Raw genomic sequence first — 16,840 nt, 5'->3', positions numbered from 1 at the left:
GACTTTCTATCTAGGATATGAAAAATCTAGATATCGTTTAGAATGTTCGTAAAGAGATTAAAATAGTGTTATACTATTGTGGTATAGCACTGTTTTTTTCAAAGGAGAGACAGATGGGAAAGACAATTTTACTCGTTGACGACGAGGTAGAAATCACAGATATTCATCAACGTTATCTGGTTCAGGCAGGATATCAGGTTTTGGTGGCCCATGATGGAGTAGAGGCCTTAGAAATCTTCAAGCGAAAACCGATTGATTTGATTATTACAGATATCATGATGCCTCGGATGGATGGTTATGATTTGATTAGTGAGGTTCAGTATCAATCTCCAGATCAGCCTTTTCTCTTTATCACGGCTAAGACTAGCGAGCAGGACAAGATTTATGGCCTGAGCCTAGGGGCAGATGACTTTATTGCCAAGCCCTTTAGCCCTCGTGAGCTGGTTTTGCGTGTCCACAATATCTTGCGTCGCCTTCATCGTGGAGGTGAGACAGAAGTCGTCAGTCTCGGGGATTTACGGATGAATCACGGTAGTCATGAGGTCCAAGTCGGAGATGTGGCGCTTGATTTGACAGTCAAATCCTTCGAACTTCTATGGCTTTTAGCCAGCAATCCAGAGCGGGTTTTCTCTAAGACAGACCTCTATGAAAAGGTCTGGCAGGAAGACTATGTGGATGATACCAATACCTTGAATGTTCATATTCATGCTCTTAGACAGGAGTTGACTAAACATGCTAGTGCAGAAACACCGACCATCAAAACCGTCTGGGGCTTGGGCTACAAAATTGAGAAAGCACGAGGTAGTCAATGAAATTAAAAAGTTATATTTTAGTGGGGTATATCATTTCAACACTCCTAACGATTATCGTGGTTTTTTGGGCTGTTCAAAAAATGCTGATTGAGAAAAGCGAGATTTACTTTTTGCTTGGAATGACCATCGTTGCCAGCCTTGTCGGTGCTGGGATTAGTCTCTTTCTCCTGTCGCCGGTATTTACGTCGTTGGGCAAACTCAAGGAACATGCCAAGCGGGTAGCGGACAAGGATTTTCCTTCAAATCTGGAGGTTCAAGGTCCTGTAGAATTTCAACAATTAGGGCAAGCTTTCAATGAAATGTCCCATGATTTGCAGGCCACCTTTGATTCCTTGGAAGAAAGCGAACGAGAAAAGGGCTTGATGATTGCTCAACTTTCGCATGATATCAAGACCCCCATCACTTCGATCCAAGCGACGGTAGAAGGGATTTTGGATGGGGTTATCAAGGAAGGAGAACAGGACCATTATCTAGCAACCATTGGGCGCCAGACGGAAAGACTCAATAAACTGGTTGAAGAGTTGAATTTTTTGACCCTAAACGCAGCTAGAAATCAGGTGGAAACGACCAGCAAGGACAGTATTTTTCTGGACCAGCTCTTGATTGAGTGCATGAGTGAATTTCAATTCTTGATTGAGCAGGAGGAGCGAGATGTTCATTTACAGGTAATCCCAGAGTCTGCTCGGATTGAAGGAGATTATGCCAAGCTTTCTCGTATCTTGGTGAATCTGGTCAATAACGCTTTTAAATACTCAGCTCCAGGAACCAAGTTGGAAGTGGTGGCTAAGCTGGAAAATAACCAGCTTTCAATCAGTGTGACCGATGAGGGACAGGGGATTGCCCCAGAGGATTTGGAGAATATTTTCAAACGCCTTTATCGTGTAGAAACTTCGCGTAACATGAAAACAGGTGGTCATGGCTTAGGACTTGCGATTGCGCGTGAATTGGCCCATCAATTGGGTGGAGAAATCACAGTTACCAGCCAGTACGGCCTCGGAAGCACCTTTACCCTCCTTCTCAATCTCTCTGGCAGTGAAAATAAAGCTTAAAACCCCTTTACAAATCTAGTCATTCATGGTAGAATGGATTTTGTGCGAAATATCAGCAGGAAAGCATGAAGCTCGTCAACAGGTGTCTTATGATAAGTAACCTTGGCTGTTTAGGCGAAGGGCATCTGCACGAATCAGGGCTTTCTAAGTGACTATTTCCACCGAAATATTATTTATATCAGGAGGACATTCACATGTCACGTTATACAGGACCATCTTGGAAACAAGCTCGTCGCCTTGGCCTTTCACTTACAGGTACAGGTAAAGAATTGGCACGTCGTAACTACGTACCAGGACAACACGGACCAAACAACCGTTCTAAATTGTCAGAATACGGTTTGCAATTGGCTGAAAAACAAAAACTTCGTTTCACTTACGGTGTAGGTGAAAAACAATTCCGTAACTTGTTCGTACAAGCTACAAAAATCAAAGGCGGAATCCTAGGTTTCAACTTCATGCTTCTTTTGGAACGTCGTTTGGATAACGTTGTTTACCGTCTTGGTCTTGCGACTACTCGTCGTCAAGCTCGTCAATTCGTAAACCACGGTCACATCCTTGTTGACGGAAAACGCGTTGATATCCCATCATACCGCGTAACTCCAGGTCAAGTGATCTCAGTTCGTGAAAAATCATTGAAAGTTCCAGCTATCCTTGAAGCAGTAGAAGCTACTCTTGGACGTCCAGCATTCGTATCATTCGACGCTGAAAAATTGGAAGGTTCATTGACTCGCTTGCCAGAACGCGACGAAATCAACCCAGAAATCAACGAAGCACTTGTCGTTGAATTCTACAACAAAATGTTGTAATATTTTATTGAATCAGATAGGCTTTAGAGCCTTGATATTAAGCACTTTGGGGCACTTTCCCTTAGTGCTTTTTTGTTTTTACTACCCTTTTAGTTACCCTTAACCAATTTTAGGTATAGTAAGAGGGTAGCCCCAAAATGGGACACCCTTATTATTTATAGATTGCTAATAGCCGATTCAAAGATTGAGACGGCTTTTTTTGCTCCCTCTTTGGTAGCATGGACATAAGTGTTTAAAGTCATAGAGATATTAGAGTGACCTAATCTGTATTGCAAGTCTTTAGCCTCTATGCCAGCGTATAGCATGATTGTAGCGTGAGTGTGTCGGAAACCGTGGAAACTAATATCAGGAACGCCAGCGCTTTTAAAGTGGCCTTGTAGTCTCTTTCTTAATAAGCAAGCGTAGGCGTATTTTGTCGTAAATGGAGTGAAAACAATTCCCTCAGACCGTCCTAATTGCCATGACTGGACTTGTTGACGTTTTTTATATTGCTTGAGTAGGGAAACTGTAGCTTTATCAATATCAATTTCTCTTAGACCTGCTTTAGACTTAGGTGTATTTGTTTCTTGGTATCTATTCAGAGTCTTGGAAATGCTGATAATGCCTTTTTTAAGGTCAATATCAGACCACTCAAGAGCCAAAGCCTCACCGATACGGCACCCACTAGCCAGCAATGTTTTATAAAGCACGTAGTCAAAGAGATTTTCATAGCTAGACAGGTCCAGGTTATCCAGGTAGTCTAGAAACTGTTTAAGTTCCTGGTTGCTGAAAAACTTTACCTTATGTTCCTTGTTTTGTTGCTTACGTGGGATAATGACATCTCTAGCTGGGTTGTGTTGGATCGCTTGCATTGTAACTCCATACTGGAGAATACGGCGGTTTATATTGTTTAGGAAGCTATAGTTTGCATATGCTCCTTTTTCGCCTTTATTGGCCTTGTCAGCCCACTTATTGACTTGTTGCTGAATAACAGGAGTAGTAAGTTTATCTAACTTGTAATCGCCGAATACGGGCAAAAGATGAAGTCTCACAATTCCTTCCATGGATTGCTGGGAGTTTGGTTTGATTGTATTCTTGTAACTGTCCCACCATAGAGCGACTAGTTCCTTATAAGTAGTAATGGTTGGTTTTTCCTTAACACTATATCCATTGTTTGCAAAAGCATTAATGGCCTCTCTAGCTTTGATTTTAACGCCTGTTTTTGTTTTGGCAGTTACCGTAGTTCTAGCCTTTTTTCCAGTCAGTTTGTCAACTCCAAGATACACGCTGGAGCGATATACGATAGTCCCGTTTTTCTTTTTGTATTCTGTAATCTTCATGGTTTACTCCTTTTCCATCAGCAGGCAAGCAATTAGAAAAGATTTTGAGTTTATACCGTGCGAGGGGCTACGAGAACCCCCTTATTTTCGATTTTAAGCAGTCAGACGGTAAATCGTACCGTAATAGGAAACAAGGTTTATATGGGGCTTATATGAGGTTTGAAATAAGAGTAGGCTATTGATTTTTTGGGGGTAAATTAGCTACATTCCTATTCCAATCATTTGGAAAACCTAAAAGATTTAATATTTTGTTGTGTGATATTGAAGTCAACTTGTTTTCTAAGTTATTCATACGCTTTTTAATAGTATTGTGTAAAATAGCATATTCCATTTTAGATAGGAAACATTGGAGTACAATGAATATATGATAAATCGATTGTTTAGGATCGGTAGATTGAATATTATAAAGTGAGTGTAATGGTTCATAATAGACAACATTATTCTTGCACTTAAAATCTAATAAGCGATTCCCGTGGGCGCATAAATTCCGTAACTCATATATGTTATACATGAAGCTTAATAGTTCTTTCTCGGTATAAGGTTCGGTGAGGGAAAATTTTTCTTTTAAAAAACTTTTCATTCCTCTTGCAACTTTATCTTGAATTTCTGGAACATTCTCTAATATTTTATAAAGATCGTTAAACGAAAGATAATTTACGATAACCCAGAATGGAACTGCGCCATGTTTTTTATGGTGATTTTTTATTGGGTTGTTATTTTGGGAATTTATATTTTTATCAATAGTTTCCCAGATTTTTTTCCTTACAAAGAGAATATCTTTTGAATAAAAGCTTTTATCTCTATAAGCCTCTGCTTTTTTCAAAATATGGCAACGTTCGCTTATATAATAAGCTATTACTCCTCGTAGATGTTTTTCTACGCTAAGAGTAGCAGAAAAGAGAGAGTTTCTTATTGCAGTATCAAATTCATAGAGATGAGTCAATTCCTCAAATGTCGTATTTTGATATAAATTAGTATTGATCCAAAAAAATCGACCATATCCGTTTACAAGATTGTAGTAATTATTTGTTAATAAATATTGTTTAGTATATCTGTACTTTGATAGTGTATCTATTTTAATTCCTCTATTATGAAGAGTACGTATTTGTTCTTTTATTTGGTTAAATGGCCTCAAAAAAAGCACCTCCTTACTAAGAGATGCTTTCCGCAAATGGGTCCCGGAGGATTGCCATAGCTATACTTCATCTCTAATTCTATTATTATTTTTGAAAATTGTCAACAAATTAGCGAACAAGTTCGCTTTTTTTTCGTCCTAAAACTGCTCCATACGTGTTTTTTCGTAGTCCAGTGATTCTTTGAAGAGGTCAGCTAGTCCAGTTACGTCTTGGTTTGCTAGGAGTTCCATATAATGCGCCCTTGAGTCTTTTGAGACGATGATAGGAGCGTTTAGATACTTCATAGCTAGGTACATGAGTACCAGGCGACCAGTACGGCCGTTACCGTCGCTAAATGGATGAATCCGTTCAATCTGGATATGGGTATCTGCTAAAATCTCTAAGATTTCTTTTTCATCATGAGCATGATCTAAGCGATAAGCAGTATTATCCGCCCATTGTGTCATAAGGTAGGGAGTTTCTGCTGGGCTAGCCGTTTGAAATTCCGCCCCGATAATAGCATTTTGAACTTGTTTAAATCGTCCTCTATCATGTTGCAGTCTATCCACTAACAAGGCGTGAAAATCTTGAACCAGCCCCACAGTAAGGGCTTGATGGTTTGCCAATGAGTCCAAGAGATAAGAAAAGGCTTGTTTATGGTTTTCAATCTCATAAAACTCACGAATACTTTTGCCGTTTCGTGGCAAGGTGCTTTCTAAGATAATGCTGACGGTTTCGGGTAGAGAGATAGTGTTCCCTTCAATACCGCTAGAATGGTAGGCCATGCGTACCAGTATATCGTCCAGATATTTTTGTGAGTAGGTCATAATTCCCCTTTCTATTTGTCAATTTCGCTCATTTTTGCACTTTAGTCTGTAAAATCGGCTTTCTATTCTTCAATTTCCCCTGTTTTTGCACAATAGACCTTTGAAATAGTATTGCTATTGGCGAATATGGGAAGTTATTTAATATTATTCTTCTCATTGTATTCCATTGTGGAATAGTTCTCTTGCCATATTTTACTGTATTTAAACAATTCCTTGAACTCATTTTCTTTCTCAGATTTCATTTGTTCAAAGTATCCACCAGCCATTGCAACCATCAAATATCTATTATTTATATTTGACATTGTTTTCATAAGCTCTTTAATTTGCTCAATTTGATTATCTGAAAGATAGATAGAATATTTTTTGAGTAGACGGATAAAATCTTCATCAAATTCTTGAGCAGTTTTTTCAACCTCTTTTCTTTGATTATTTAGAAGTCTGTCTCGAACAATAGATAAATAGTGATTTTTTAATTCTGGATTATTTTCTAAGTCTTCTTTTTCGGTTTGAGTTAAAACATAATCTAACTGTAATTCTAATTCTTCTATTAAGTTTTTTGGAACTTCATCATTCCCCAATAGATATCCAACACTTACCCCGAAGTAGTCAGCTAGTTGCTTGGCATTGTTAGACTTAATTTGACTTTCTCCGTTTTCCCATTTTTGAAATCCTCTACGAGTTATACCTATCGCTTCAGCGACTTCTTGTTGAGTTACTTTTTTCTTTTTTCTTAATTCTTTAATTCTAGTCATTTATATTACCTCATTCTAATTATATCACAAAATAACAAAAAGCTAACTAAAATTCACATTTATTGTCATTTTTCTCTTGACAAGCTAACTATTGTACGCTATAATACACTTGGAGCTAACAATAGTTAGCAAAAAAAGAAAGGAGGAATTTCATTGCTTATTACCTCAACACAAGCAAAAGCGATTCGCCGAAAGCAAGCAGACAAGAAATTGACTGCAAAGCAAGCAGGCGAAGAAATCGGAGTTACACAAGTTACCTATCGAAAAATTCGAGATGGTGGCGAAGTAAAGCCTAGTATTTATCAAAAAGCCATGCAGTGGCTTGCTGAAGATTATTAGAAAGGAGCGAACCAATCGCAATACTATTTTACATTTACAGATTTCTCATGTGGTGCTTTACCACTGGGGATTGACAACAAAAAAGGAGAAAAGAAATGAACTTTAAAGAATTTAAAACATGGCTAGATGATGCCGTGAGTGTGGCTGAAGCTATGGCATTACCTGAAAATAAAGGGGTACTTGACGACTTGGTAGAGAATACGGCCAATAACCTAGCTTTTATCGCTGAGTTAGTGGAAAGCCGTCAACTGATTTATAAAAAACCTAGACATGAAGATTAAAAACGACAACAAAAAAGTCACTTGCTCAAATTTTGGTCGAGGAGAGCAAGCGACTGGATTAAGAATATAGATATTTTTTCTATATCTCAATTATAACAAAAATAAACTATTCAATCAATAACAACTAATGGCAGGCAAGCAATTAGAAAAGGTTTTGAAAAGCATAGAGCGCCAACTCTTAAAACTGGTACTTTCTCACGCTTTCAATTTGGCGACTCTGAGCGTGAGGAAATCGTCTATAAGAAACAACCATTCAAAATCCCCACGCTATCGGTCGGCAAACTTCTGAGCGTGAGGCATGTGACAGGAAAAAAGCATTAAAAAGCCATCGTGGCAATTATAAAAAGATAGAAAAAAGGTAAAAAACATGACAACAAAAAAAGCAATATCAAGCCAACAAGTTCTATTATCGGCTAAGAAGCTAGCAGAATTAGGGAACGAATTAACCGACATCATGAATGTTTTAGAAATGAATAACCTAGCTCTTGAAGGGCTTGAGTTTGCACTACAGAATGATACAACCACGTTCTTATGGCTTGCTAAAAAATACACTGATACAGCATACGCCCAGAATGAAAAGCTATACGATCGTCTAAATGAAATAGCCTTTTTGCTTTTGAACAATGACGACGCTAAAGAGCTGGAGGCAATGCAATGACACTAGACCTAGACAACATGACACAAGCAGAATTTGATAAACAAATGGCTGAAATCAAGGAGAGAAATCCGAACCTCTTCCAGTTTATTGCTGATTTTGTAGATAGAAAAGTAAGCACCGAAGAGGCGGAAGACTTCCTGAAGATGGGACGAAGCGACCAAGTGGACTACATCAAGAACTATAAAGCGAGGGCATGACATGAATGAATTAGATTTGACCAATACACAGGCGGTAATCTCTATGGTGGTACTGATTGGCTTACTGCTTTATCTAAACCACCGAGATCGCAAAAAAAGCGCCCAATTTGAGCAAGAAAACCAACAGTCGATAGAAACACCTAACCCTGATTTAAGCCCTGATTATGGGCGTTATATTCAGCTTGCAGGTAAGATTCATAATTAGAAAGGGGTGTAATATGCAACTATTATCAAGAGAAGCAGAGCTTGAATTACTGGAGAAAGTGGGAGATCACTTAGCTAAAAGGATGGAACTTGAAAAGCAACGTGATGATAACTGGGACTTGATTTCTAGGCCTGACTTACTCAAAAAACTTGGTATTAGTGGAACTACGTTAAATAATTGGGAAAAAGAAGGTTTGAAACCTCTTCGTTCGCCATTTGAAAGTAGTAAGAAAGTTTATTACCGCAAGAGTGATATTTACAATTTTCTTGCAGTAGATTAGGAGGTGTAATGAGAATAATAGAGTTTACTATATCAGTTGAGAAAATGCCTCTATTTGGCTTTCTCAAGTCAAATCCTACTCAAGTATGGAAGAATGGGGAACACTACAAATTTACCTATTATGAGCCTGTCGATGAGGCTTTGACGGGTTTTCAATACAAAGGCTTATATGTGTCTATCAAAGACGAAAAAGAGGCAGTAGAGGGCTGGGAATTGGTCAGAGATTTGGATATTGCTTTGGCCAGCCCTGACTTGCTGAAAATCCTGAAAGATTTAGAGGCAAACAAATTGGCAGAGCATCGGCAGGGGATTGGAGTGGAGTTAAAAGGTTGGATTTTTGACCTGATTTGTAATGGCATTTATACCAGATATGAGACTTCACTTTTTGTCCGCTTGCTATTTGTGAATGGTTATAGTTTTAGTCAGTTAGTGGATCTGTTTTCTGCAATCGTTAAACGCAAAGACCTAGCAAGCTATTTCTTAGAAGTAGCAAGAATATTTTATAAGGAGGTAGCATTTGAGTAGTAATGACATTGTAAATAAAATAATTGAAGATGATCAGAAACATGAACCGCCTAAGATGGTGGACTTGACACAAGCAAGGGAAACAAACGAGAATAACAATAGCCTAGACCTAGCGAAAAAACCAAGAGGGGACGGTTTTGCAGTAACTTTAGATAATCTCAAAAAGATTTTAAACGGTGATAGCAAGCTAAAAGGGGCGATACAGTACAACACTTTTACATATGAAATTGACGTTACCAAGTCCATTAAGTTAAATGGTAGAACCTTGAGCGGAACAATCGATGACCTGATTATCAGAGAGATTAGGGCTTATATTGCTACAAAATACAAAATTGACTACAAAAAGACAGACATAGCTGATATGCTGGAAGTGGTAGCTGGAGAGCATAGCTACAACCCTTTAAAAGACTTTCTAGAAGAGTGTGAAATCGAATATAGACAACTGGTAAATCAGCGCGATCCCTTTGATATTTTAAGGTATTATCTCAATATCAAGGATGATGAATATAACCGTATTATCATAGACTTGTTTTTCCGTGGGGCGATTGCTAAGGTATTTAACCCCTCTATCAAGTTTGATTTTGTTTTAGATTTGACTGGACGGCAGGGGGTAGGAAAGACACAGTTTTTTGAGGGGCTTTTTACTCACAAGTATTTTACAACGGTTGAAACCTTCACAGACAAAGACGATAAGGCTAGAATGGTAAGAAACTGGTGTGTATTTGATGATGAGATGGTGGCCAGCAAAAAGGCTAGTTTCTCAGAGTTGAAGAAATTCATTACCGAAACAAAACTTGAGTATAGACCCCCTTACGCTTCCAGTGATAGGCGATTGCCTAAAAGTTTTATTATTGTCAGAGCAACCAATGACCATGATTATTTGAACGATCTGACAGGAGAAAGGCGCTTTCTGGTTGCTGAGGTACACAAAGACACCGCCTATAAGGGCAGGAAGTGGACAGAGAAAGACCGTAGACACTTTTGGGGTGCTATGGTGATGGCTTGGAGAGCTAACCAAGTCTTGAACCTGACAGACGAGCAGGAAAAGCTAGTAAATGAGGTTAGAAGCCGTTACAAGTTTGTTGATGAAATTCTTGAAGATTTTGAACGTTATCTAGATACACCGTACCCAAAAAATATGTATCAATTCCCAATTACTGATAGGACAAGATACTACTATATCTATGACATGATGAATAATGGCTATCACGTTGGAAGTAATGGTATAGAAATTCCTTTAGATACGGATAAATATGGGGAGTTAGTAGAACGGGACAAAGTGGCAGTTAATTTATTCTTTACAGAGGTGTATTTGAACAACTCGCCGAATCCAAAAGATAAAAACAAGGTTAAGAAGATCATGCAAAATAAAGACGGTTGGGAAGCAAGGGAATCCTTGAGATTTGGCAAAAGTATCAAGCGCGGATTTGCTAAAATAAAAAAATAAAGTGTAGGCAGTGTAGTCAAAAGATAAAAAAACGGCTACACTGAAAACCCTTGATACTGTAGGGGTTTCAAAGAGGTGTAGACAAGACGAAAAAAACGGCTACAACCCTAAACCCTTGATATTACTGACTTTATAATATAAATGTAGCCAAAATATATATTTTATAAAAGTATATATAATTAAATAGATATAGCGTTATATATTATTTTTTTCTGAGATGAAACGGCTACACGGCTACATAAGGCGAAAACCCTTGAGAGAGTAAGGCGGAGGGTGTAGCCACTAGATTTTAAAAATGGCTACACTTTTGGAATAACTAAAATAATAAAGGAAAAAGGGACAAAGATGAATTTTGTAACTGAAAAAGAACTGACAGTAGCTTTAGATAGCTTAAACGAATGGATGAAAGACAATCCAGATCTAAAATTGATTCACTTAAATTTGAGAAAGTGTAATGAAAAAGAGGTCACACTTGTGGTTGAATATGTAGATTTGAGGAAAGGAGTTTAAATCAGCAATCAAAGGAAGACAAAATGGGGTAGATAGTACCGACCCCCTTGCAATGGTGTAACTACTAGTGACACCCTGAAAACAGAAAGAGGAAAAACAACATGAAAATTAAACTATTTTATCAGAAATACAAGCAAAGCCTAGAGGATTTTGAAAGCCAGGTAAATGATTTTATGGCAACCGTTGAAGTGGTGGATGTAAAATATTCAGAGGCAACAGTGGGGGATAGTGATGATATGGATACACTAACCAGTGTGATGGTTCTATACAAATAGCATGAGAGGATAAACATGGAGATACAAAACGGCTTTATTTATTTCAAAAGTTATGGTATAATAAAACTGTTAGAGGTTCCAAGGTTTGGGAGTATCACGCTTAAAATACAAGACGGCGAGATTGTCTCCAGCGTGGAATCTAAAACAATACAATATAAAAAGAATACTGACTGAAAAAATCAGAGGTATAGCATAAAGTAGAGTAATCTATTTTGGCTATGCCTCTTTTGTTTTTGGAAAGATTGGAGGAAAAAGAAATGCCAACATTGCAAGAAGTCAAAAACCAGATGGACAAAGTACGGACTCAATTAGAGATTTTTGATCGCTTTGATGAGGAAATCAAGAAAGCAGAGCAAGAAGTTAAGGCTACTAAAGCTAAAAAAGCGGATTTACAAACTTTTGAAGATTTTCAAGCTATCAACGCAAAAGAAAAGTATATTGCTGATATGAAAGAGCAAAGAACAAAACTTGAAAAAGAACGAATCAACTCAATCGTGGAAGACGCTAGAAAAATCAATGCCTCAGGTTATTTAGAAACAGCATTAGAGCAAGATGAAACAGTGAAGCGCCAGCGTCAAGAAATCAAACAGAAATCTATTGAGCTTTTGGAATTGATTGCGAATTATAATGAAAACTACAAAAATACTGCTAAAAGATTGGCGGATGGCGTAAGAAAAACAGGGATTGAAGAGTTATTTGACCGCCTGAATACATCTCCAGAATATAGCGGAGTAAGTAAGCCTTACATTTACAGTGGTGTAGCTGGTTATATGGGAAACCAGCACCGCTATTTAGATCCGAGTGATGATTTGGCGTATTTTGTGAATCGTATCAATTTATTTGAAGGAGAACAATAATGAAAGATGAATATAAACAACTATTTCAAGAAATCGAAGAAGAGAAGAGACAAGCTGACTTACTGCAGGGGCTTGCCAAGAACGTAGAAAGTATTTCAAAATCTTATGAAGAGGAAGCTGTAACCCTTGAAGAGTTTAAAGCTATGGGCTACGAGCGTAGACGTGAACTATTTGAGAAAGATAAAGCCCTATATGATAGGCTACTGGGCAAGGAAAAACGTGGTTTGTTAGGTTTGTGATGTGGAGGGGAGCAATCCCCTTTTTTTACATAAATCAGACAGAATTACACACGAGGTAGGGGAATGGTTAGAAGTTTAAAAGCAAGACTAGAAAAGATAAAGGAACACGCATCTAAGACGGAATACGCTACACAAGATGAGTGTATGTCTCTATATGTGGATTGTCTGAGATTAGCTTTTCAAGACAACGGACTGGATATAAACATGGATGATTATATCCCCAGAAAATTTAGTGACGTCAAATTTTCAGATTATAAACGAGCAAAAGAAAAAATAGACGAACTTAAAAGCAAGGTTAAAGAGAAAGAGGTGACTAGTATTTGACAGAATTAAGCAGAAAAAAAGAAATATTTATGGCCAATTATCTCATGACTGGGAATGTAAAAAAAGCCAGTGAATTAAGTGAGATCACCAGAAAGACGGCTTATAATTACTTGAACGATGCAACCTTTAAGAGAATTTACCGTGAAAGACGTAGCGAACAACTCAAGGAGTCTACTACGCTGTTACAGAATGCAAGCGTTGAGGCAGTCAATGTATTAAGGGAAATCATGCTTGATAAGACAGTAAGCCCGTATGCGAGACAACAAAGCGCCCAGAGCATTCTAAACATGGCTTATAAGGCAGTTGAAATGGTTGAGGTAGTGGAGCAATTAGAAGTATTAGAGGCGAAGATACTAGATGAAGGCGATTAAAAACCGTTTAAATAAGTTGAATAAGTTAGCGGTGGTTGATGAAGTTGATACCGTGTTTTTGACGCAGATTGATACTGGACATTTTGAGGTAAGATATAGGATAGGTGGGAAAAATCCCAAAGATATTATAGAAGTCTATCCGACAAAAGAAGAAGCAGAAAAAGCTATCTCAGAAATTAGAAATACAAAAGGATTGCGGATATTCTGGGACAATTTGGCTTTATTGGAGGATGATTAGAGCTTATCATTTATCAAGCAGATAAGAGAAATAATAACCCTCCTTAACTCCCTGAGAAAACGATAAGCAGATAAGCGAAGTCTTTAGCCCTCTTATTTCCGATTTACTCCTTGCAGAATGACAAGCAGATAAGGACGACAATAAGACTTCTTAATTGCTTACAAAACGATAGGGAGTTAAGACGAATTTAAAAGCTTCTTATTTTCGTTTTTCTCCTTGTCAAACGGGAAGGAAATAAGACAGGAAATAACATCGCTTATTTTGATTTTGCTCCCTGAAAAACTGTAAGGAGATAAGAGTAATTTAAAAGTCTGTTATTTTGAATTTGTTGCTTACCAAATGATAAGCAGATAAGCAAAGGAATAACTTACCTTAATTGCTTGCAGAATGACAAGGAAATAAGAGAGATAAAAAATCCCTTAATTGCCTATCAAATGGTATGGAGAATGGACTTTAACGCCGAGAAAACGCAAAAAAGCCAGCACAGGGCTGACTCTCATGGTATGGTTTCGCATAACTATTATATCATGAAGGAGCGCTAAAATGACCACTGGTGAAGTAGAAAAGAAGCTAAAAAGCATTAAAAAACTTGATAAAGCAATTCATAACCTAGACTTGAAGATCAGCAATCTGGAAAAAGGGGCGGTATACTCACAAGCGTATTTTGAACAACGGGTAAAGTCTAGCAAGGTTAATACCACAGAGGAAAGACTTATAAATGCCTTAGAGTTAAAAGACCAAATGATGGAACAGCTTCAAGACTTGATCGTGGAACGCTATGAGGCCTTGAGGTTTATTGATAATCTGACAAATCCTAATGAGTGGGTAGTAATAACGATGGTTTACGTCAACCACTACACCATAGATAGAGTATGTAGAGAGTTGCACAAGTCCAAAAAGGTAGTATATAGACTAAAGAAACAGGCCTTAGAATGCTTATCAGAGGTGTTGAAGCCAATCGATACAGAAGAGACATCAAAGCAGGCCTACAGATTTCTGAAAAGCTATCACTCACTGGTTAAATTGAGCCTAGACGGTCAAGATGGAGCGTTTGAAGCCAAAGCGGTGGAGATAGTAAGCATGATTGACGCTTACAGGGACAATCTGGACGATGTACGACGTGAGATATTCTCCAATCTCTTTACAAGGCGAACTGAGGAGAGGTTAAAGCTATGGCAATTATACGAGGCGTTAGACATCGATAAGGCTCAATATGAGCGCCTCAAGGTTGAGATACTGCTAGACTTTGCTAAAAGCTATCGTGATGGTGTTTTGTTGGTTGAATATTAGGATAGGAAAGTTTATAATGAAGTCATAGCGTAAGAGAAAATACTTAAAAATTTATCCGAAGTGTTCGGTTTTGAATTTGGAAGGATTGAATGATATGGCTAAAAAAGATATTTATGATTGGCCGGAAGGCGAAGATGACAATCTGGATGAATTGTTAAAAAAAGCCTATGAACGAAATAAAAACAAAACTGTTGAGGAGTTAGATGACGAATGGGATGAATTTGTCAAGAATCTAAAACTTGAAACAATTTAAAATTTAAGCACATAGAGAAATCTAAGTGCTTTTTCTTTTACTAATAATAAAGTAGGAGGAAGAAAATGAACATTTTAAACATTGAATTTACGAGCACTGAAGAAACTAAACTAGGTTTTGAGCATTGGGTAGAAGTGACTTATAGTGTACCGATACTAAAGAACGTATACAAGGTTAAGTTATTACTCCTATTAGATTTCAATGCAGAGGATAAAGACTTACTAGATTACCTGGTATCAACCTGGAAGTATCGGGATTTAGTGCTTCATTCGGTACAAATGCATGAAAAGGAGAAAAATAGTATGAAGTTTATTTAATGATTAAACCCTTTAAGAATTTTAGTGAATCAAAAGCTAAATTTTTAAAATAGAAATATATTTACAATCCAGTAAATAAAACGGATTATTTTGTGCTATAAATAATAATCGTCACAACATATAGTACTTGACATATATGATATAATGGTTATAGAAGTATTATATTTTCGTTGGGAGATGAAGTGAATGTGCTAGCTTTTCATGGTACAGGTTTGAGCAATTATGAAAATATTGTAAAAACGAAAAGTTTTTCTTTTAAAAGAAGAGATGATCATTGGCTAGGGAATGGAGTGTATTTCTTTGTTGATGATTTTGAACGGGCAAAAAGATGGGCGGAGGGGAATCGTCCTGACAAAAATACTGCACCAGTAGTTATTGAAACTAAATTTGAATTTAAACAAGGCGAGCTTTTAGATTTAGATAAAAGCGATGGTTTAAAAAAATTAAACGATTTCGCTCGAAATTTCAAAACAGAATTGCAAAGGAAACGTGTTTTAATTAATAATACTGATGAGCATAAGTTCCATTGTAAGCTATTGGATGCATTTGTTTATAGAAATAAAAAATACAAAGCAGTTTGTAGAACGATGAATTCATCAGGCAATCCCGTAATAGGAGCTTCTGGGTTTGTTCCTCTTGCGAAACAGTTAAATATTGTCGAAGCAAATATAATAAATATTTGTGGGTTAAAGTTGCATAGTGTGTAACTAAAAAGTGAGGTGATACTATGTTTGAGAATGAAGAAGATTTATTTGAATTATTGGATTTTTTGCAACTTGATTATGAAATAGACTCGCCAACTCCTGGAATAAGAAGTAGAACAGGTGAATTTATATCCTATGATAATTTAAAATTACCTTCAGAATATTTTGAGGAACTATCTTATCAGGCGTACAGTATAAACTTAATTGCAAAAGTTGGAAATGAAAACAAAACAGTTACAAAATATCATCCGACTTTGAGAGCAGAAAAAATTAACAAAGAGATTTGCTCGTCAAATTTTAGAATGGAGTTTGCAGCATGAGTACTTATGGTAGTGACTTACAATTAAGGGGAGTGAGAGTTGAAAGACTTATCTATCGTATAAATAACGATTTTGAAGATTTGGACAATATTGAAAATGTTGATATTTCTATAATTCCAACTCCTAAAATTAGTAGAGAGAATAAAGATTGTGGATTGTTAGAACTTGAAGTTACTTTGTTTGATGAAGATTATCGAGAGAAAAAAAATCCACTGTATTTAAAAATTAAACTTGTTGGTATTTTTGAAGATACCAATTATAATCCTGAAGGAGAGGACGTCTTTGTTAAGTATCTTCCTAATGCGATAAGCATGTTGTATTCTTATGCAAGAGCTCATATTGCTTCATTGACAGGGATGTTCGGTATTGATGTTATTCAAATTCCAACAGTAAATATATTAAAATTATTAGATGATGTTAATCACGAAAAGGACTAGCACTGAAAATCAATGCTAGTCCTTTTTTCTATAAATTCAAATACTCTATAATAGTTTTCTATATTAAACAGAAATAAAAAAGCACTTTTTAATA

At 37.0% G+C, this 16,840-nt stretch carries 29 protein-coding genes; 25 read left to right on the top strand and 4 right to left on the bottom strand.

Annotated features, from left to right (window positions below; translation table 11 throughout):
• Positions 1–113 precede the first annotated feature (113 nt).
• The 3 genes from D8849_RS08305 to rpsD all read left to right on the top strand — a co-directional run bounded on the left by D8849_RS08305 (position 114) and on the right by rpsD (position 2,667).
• Positions 114–812, top strand: a complete 699-nt coding sequence (locus D8849_RS08305) for a response regulator transcription factor (RefSeq protein WP_049521327.1) — start codon at positions 114–116, stop codon at positions 810–812.
• Complete coding sequence (locus D8849_RS08300; RefSeq protein ID WP_125386749.1) at positions 809–1,861, top strand: HAMP domain-containing sensor histidine kinase; 1,053 nt, start codon at positions 809–811, stop codon at positions 1,859–1,861. Before D8849_RS08305 ends, D8849_RS08300 begins: the two co-directional genes overlap by 4 nt.
• Positions 1,862–2,055: 194 nt before the next feature.
• The gene (rpsD, locus tag D8849_RS08295) at positions 2,056–2,667 is read left to right on the top strand and encodes a 30S ribosomal protein S4 (protein WP_000092756.1); all 612 of its coding nucleotides are present in this window, start codon (positions 2,056–2,058) and stop codon (positions 2,665–2,667) included.
• Positions 2,668–2,822: 155 nt separating this feature from the next.
• On the opposite strand, the gene D8849_RS08290 is transcribed toward rpsD, so the two are convergent.
• The 4 genes from D8849_RS08290 to D8849_RS08275 all read right to left on the bottom strand — a co-directional run bounded on the left by D8849_RS08290 (position 2,823) and on the right by D8849_RS08275 (position 6,680).
• On the bottom strand, positions 2,823–3,986 hold the full coding sequence (locus D8849_RS08290) for a tyrosine-type recombinase/integrase (RefSeq protein WP_125386748.1): 1,164 nt from the start codon (positions 3,984–3,986) through the stop codon (positions 2,823–2,825).
• Positions 3,987–4,161: 175 nt separating this feature from the next.
• Positions 4,162–5,121, bottom strand: coding sequence for an Abi family protein (locus D8849_RS08285; protein ID WP_185756234.1), 960 nt, complete (start codon positions 5,119–5,121; stop codon positions 4,162–4,164).
• A gap of 138 nt (positions 5,122–5,259) precedes the next feature.
• Complete coding sequence (locus tag D8849_RS08280; RefSeq protein ID WP_125386746.1) at positions 5,260–5,928, bottom strand: Fic family protein; 669 nt, start codon at positions 5,926–5,928, stop codon at positions 5,260–5,262.
• Positions 5,929–6,062: 134 nt separating this feature from the next.
• Positions 6,063–6,680 carry a helix-turn-helix domain-containing protein gene (locus D8849_RS08275; RefSeq protein WP_125386745.1) on the bottom strand — a complete coding sequence of 206 codons (618 nt, stop codon included), beginning with the start codon at positions 6,678–6,680 and terminating at the stop codon, positions 6,063–6,065.
• Positions 6,681–6,833: 153 nt separating this feature from the next.
• Between D8849_RS08275 and D8849_RS08270 the strand changes: the two genes are divergently transcribed.
• The 22 genes from D8849_RS08270 to D8849_RS08175 all read left to right on the top strand — a co-directional run bounded on the left by D8849_RS08270 (position 6,834) and on the right by D8849_RS08175 (position 16,746).
• The gene (locus D8849_RS08270; protein WP_000909283.1) at positions 6,834–7,019 is read left to right on the top strand and encodes a hypothetical protein; all 186 of its coding nucleotides are present in this window, start codon (positions 6,834–6,836) and stop codon (positions 7,017–7,019) included.
• 95 nt (positions 7,020–7,114) lie between these two features.
• Positions 7,115–7,300 (top strand): hypothetical protein, encoded by a 186-nt coding sequence (locus tag D8849_RS08265; RefSeq protein WP_125386744.1) that lies wholly within the window; start codon positions 7,115–7,117, stop codon positions 7,298–7,300.
• 367 nt (positions 7,301–7,667) lie between these two features.
• Complete coding sequence (locus tag D8849_RS08260) at positions 7,668–7,958, top strand: hypothetical protein (protein WP_000208536.1); 291 nt, start codon at positions 7,668–7,670, stop codon at positions 7,956–7,958.
• Positions 7,955–8,155 (top strand): hypothetical protein, encoded by a 201-nt coding sequence (locus tag D8849_RS08255; RefSeq protein WP_125386743.1) that lies wholly within the window; start codon positions 7,955–7,957, stop codon positions 8,153–8,155. Before D8849_RS08260 ends, D8849_RS08255 begins: the two co-directional genes overlap by 4 nt.
• A 1-nt stretch (position 8,156) precedes the next feature.
• Positions 8,157–8,360, top strand: coding sequence for a hypothetical protein (locus D8849_RS08250; RefSeq protein WP_125386742.1), 204 nt, complete (start codon positions 8,157–8,159; stop codon positions 8,358–8,360).
• 13 nt (positions 8,361–8,373) lie between these two features.
• On the top strand, positions 8,374–8,640 hold the full coding sequence (locus D8849_RS08245) for a helix-turn-helix transcriptional regulator (RefSeq protein ID WP_042900700.1): 267 nt from the start codon (positions 8,374–8,376) through the stop codon (positions 8,638–8,640).
• 8 nt (positions 8,641–8,648) lie between these two features.
• On the top strand, positions 8,649–9,164 hold the full coding sequence (locus D8849_RS08240; protein WP_125386741.1) for a hypothetical protein: 516 nt from the start codon (positions 8,649–8,651) through the stop codon (positions 9,162–9,164).
• A complete protein-coding gene (locus tag D8849_RS08235) occupies positions 9,157–10,611 on the top strand; it encodes a virulence-associated E family protein (protein ID WP_125386740.1) in 1,455 nt (484 codons plus the stop codon). Before D8849_RS08240 ends, D8849_RS08235 begins: the two co-directional genes overlap by 8 nt.
• 345 nt (positions 10,612–10,956) lie before the next feature.
• On the top strand, positions 10,957–11,121 hold the full coding sequence (locus D8849_RS10485) for a hypothetical protein (protein ID WP_158086469.1): 165 nt from the start codon (positions 10,957–10,959) through the stop codon (positions 11,119–11,121).
• Positions 11,122–11,222: 101 nt separating this feature from the next.
• Entirely contained in the window at positions 11,223–11,396 is a 174-nt protein-coding gene (locus D8849_RS08230; RefSeq protein ID WP_125386739.1) for a sporulation protein Cse60, read from the top strand.
• Between the two features lie 15 nt (positions 11,397–11,411).
• Positions 11,412–11,570, top strand: coding sequence for a DUF2292 domain-containing protein (locus tag D8849_RS10800; RefSeq protein WP_125386738.1), 159 nt, complete (start codon positions 11,412–11,414; stop codon positions 11,568–11,570).
• A 68-nt stretch (positions 11,571–11,638) separates the two neighbouring features.
• The gene (locus tag D8849_RS08220) at positions 11,639–12,253 is read left to right on the top strand and encodes a hypothetical protein (RefSeq protein ID WP_260467581.1); all 615 of its coding nucleotides are present in this window, start codon (positions 11,639–11,641) and stop codon (positions 12,251–12,253) included.
• Positions 12,253–12,492 (top strand): hypothetical protein, encoded by a 240-nt coding sequence (locus tag D8849_RS08215; protein ID WP_125386736.1) that lies wholly within the window; start codon positions 12,253–12,255, stop codon positions 12,490–12,492. The genes D8849_RS08220 and D8849_RS08215 overlap by 1 nt, the downstream gene beginning before the upstream one ends.
• Positions 12,493–12,555: 63 nt before the next feature.
• The gene (locus tag D8849_RS08210; RefSeq protein ID WP_125386735.1) at positions 12,556–12,816 is read left to right on the top strand and encodes a hypothetical protein; all 261 of its coding nucleotides are present in this window, start codon (positions 12,556–12,558) and stop codon (positions 12,814–12,816) included.
• A 29-nt stretch (positions 12,817–12,845) separates the two neighbouring features.
• The gene (locus D8849_RS08205) at positions 12,846–13,187 is read left to right on the top strand and encodes a replication protein (protein WP_119942688.1); all 342 of its coding nucleotides are present in this window, start codon (positions 12,846–12,848) and stop codon (positions 13,185–13,187) included.
• Positions 13,174–13,425: a hypothetical protein gene (locus D8849_RS08200; RefSeq protein ID WP_119942690.1), complete on the top strand. Its 252-nt coding sequence runs from the start codon at positions 13,174–13,176 to the stop codon at positions 13,423–13,425. The genes D8849_RS08205 and D8849_RS08200 overlap by 14 nt, the downstream gene beginning before the upstream one ends.
• 543 nt (positions 13,426–13,968) lie before the next feature.
• Positions 13,969–14,715: a DUF1492 domain-containing protein gene (locus tag D8849_RS08195; protein WP_125386734.1), complete on the top strand. Its 747-nt coding sequence runs from the start codon at positions 13,969–13,971 to the stop codon at positions 14,713–14,715.
• Between the two features lie 94 nt (positions 14,716–14,809).
• Complete coding sequence (locus D8849_RS10480; protein WP_185756233.1) at positions 14,810–14,968, top strand: hypothetical protein; 159 nt, start codon at positions 14,810–14,812, stop codon at positions 14,966–14,968.
• A gap of 65 nt (positions 14,969–15,033) precedes the next feature.
• A complete protein-coding gene (locus tag D8849_RS08190) occupies positions 15,034–15,285 on the top strand; it encodes a DUF7720 family protein (RefSeq protein WP_125386733.1) in 252 nt (83 codons plus the stop codon).
• Positions 15,286–15,455: 170 nt separating this feature from the next.
• Positions 15,456–15,992, top strand: a complete 537-nt coding sequence (locus D8849_RS08185) for a hypothetical protein (protein WP_153196420.1) — start codon at positions 15,456–15,458, stop codon at positions 15,990–15,992.
• 20 nt (positions 15,993–16,012) lie between these two features.
• Positions 16,013–16,309: a hypothetical protein gene (locus D8849_RS08180; RefSeq protein WP_125386732.1), complete on the top strand. Its 297-nt coding sequence runs from the start codon at positions 16,013–16,015 to the stop codon at positions 16,307–16,309.
• Positions 16,306–16,746, top strand: coding sequence for a hypothetical protein (locus tag D8849_RS08175; RefSeq protein ID WP_125386731.1), 441 nt, complete (start codon positions 16,306–16,308; stop codon positions 16,744–16,746). Before D8849_RS08180 ends, D8849_RS08175 begins: the two co-directional genes overlap by 4 nt.
• The last annotated feature ends 94 nt before the right edge of the window (positions 16,747–16,840 follow it).

Source organism: Streptococcus mitis (assembly GCF_003942765.1).
In the GTDB taxonomy this organism is placed as follows: Bacteria; Bacillota; Bacilli; order Lactobacillales; family Streptococcaceae; genus Streptococcus; species Streptococcus mitis_BE.
The sequence above is the reverse complement of the archived record's forward strand: the minus strand, read 5'-3'. Positions and strand labels throughout refer to the sequence as shown.

Coding starts and splice junctions, on each gene's coding strand:
- D8849_RS08305 (WP_049521327.1), top strand. CDS start 114: ATGGGAAAGACAATTTTACTCGTTGACGACGAGGTAGAAATCACAGAT.
- D8849_RS08300 (WP_125386749.1), top strand. CDS start 809: ATGAAATTAAAAAGTTATATTTTAGTGGGGTATATCATTTCAACACTC.
- rpsD (WP_000092756.1), top strand. CDS start 2,056: ATGTCACGTTATACAGGACCATCTTGGAAACAAGCTCGTCGCCTTGGC.
- D8849_RS08290 (WP_125386748.1), bottom strand. CDS start 3,986: ATGAAGATTACAGAATACAAAAAGAAAAACGGGACTATCGTATATCGC.
- D8849_RS08280 (WP_125386746.1), bottom strand. CDS start 5,928: ATGACCTACTCACAAAAATATCTGGACGATATACTGGTACGCATGGCC.
- D8849_RS08275 (WP_125386745.1), bottom strand. CDS start 6,680: ATGACTAGAATTAAAGAATTAAGAAAAAAGAAAAAAGTAACTCAACAA.
- D8849_RS08265 (WP_125386744.1), top strand. CDS start 7,115: ATGAACTTTAAAGAATTTAAAACATGGCTAGATGATGCCGTGAGTGTG.
- D8849_RS08260 (WP_000208536.1), top strand. CDS start 7,668: ATGACAACAAAAAAAGCAATATCAAGCCAACAAGTTCTATTATCGGCT.
- D8849_RS08255 (WP_125386743.1), top strand. CDS start 7,955: ATGACACTAGACCTAGACAACATGACACAAGCAGAATTTGATAAACAA.
- D8849_RS08250 (WP_125386742.1), top strand. CDS start 8,157: ATGAATGAATTAGATTTGACCAATACACAGGCGGTAATCTCTATGGTG.
- D8849_RS08245 (WP_042900700.1), top strand. CDS start 8,374: ATGCAACTATTATCAAGAGAAGCAGAGCTTGAATTACTGGAGAAAGTG.
- D8849_RS08240 (WP_125386741.1), top strand. CDS start 8,649: ATGAGAATAATAGAGTTTACTATATCAGTTGAGAAAATGCCTCTATTT.
- D8849_RS10485 (WP_158086469.1), top strand. CDS start 10,957: ATGAATTTTGTAACTGAAAAAGAACTGACAGTAGCTTTAGATAGCTTA.
- D8849_RS08230 (WP_125386739.1), top strand. CDS start 11,223: ATGAAAATTAAACTATTTTATCAGAAATACAAGCAAAGCCTAGAGGAT.
- D8849_RS10800 (WP_125386738.1), top strand. CDS start 11,412: ATGGAGATACAAAACGGCTTTATTTATTTCAAAAGTTATGGTATAATA.
- D8849_RS08215 (WP_125386736.1), top strand. CDS start 12,253: ATGAAAGATGAATATAAACAACTATTTCAAGAAATCGAAGAAGAGAAG.
- D8849_RS08210 (WP_125386735.1), top strand. CDS start 12,556: ATGGTTAGAAGTTTAAAAGCAAGACTAGAAAAGATAAAGGAACACGCA.
- D8849_RS08205 (WP_119942688.1), top strand. CDS start 12,846: ATGGCCAATTATCTCATGACTGGGAATGTAAAAAAAGCCAGTGAATTA.
- D8849_RS08200 (WP_119942690.1), top strand. CDS start 13,174: ATGAAGGCGATTAAAAACCGTTTAAATAAGTTGAATAAGTTAGCGGTG.
- D8849_RS08195 (WP_125386734.1), top strand. CDS start 13,969: ATGACCACTGGTGAAGTAGAAAAGAAGCTAAAAAGCATTAAAAAACTT.
- D8849_RS10480 (WP_185756233.1), top strand. CDS start 14,810: ATGGCTAAAAAAGATATTTATGATTGGCCGGAAGGCGAAGATGACAAT.
- D8849_RS08190 (WP_125386733.1), top strand. CDS start 15,034: ATGAACATTTTAAACATTGAATTTACGAGCACTGAAGAAACTAAACTA.
- D8849_RS08180 (WP_125386732.1), top strand. CDS start 16,013: ATGTTTGAGAATGAAGAAGATTTATTTGAATTATTGGATTTTTTGCAA.
- D8849_RS08175 (WP_125386731.1), top strand. CDS start 16,306: ATGAGTACTTATGGTAGTGACTTACAATTAAGGGGAGTGAGAGTTGAA.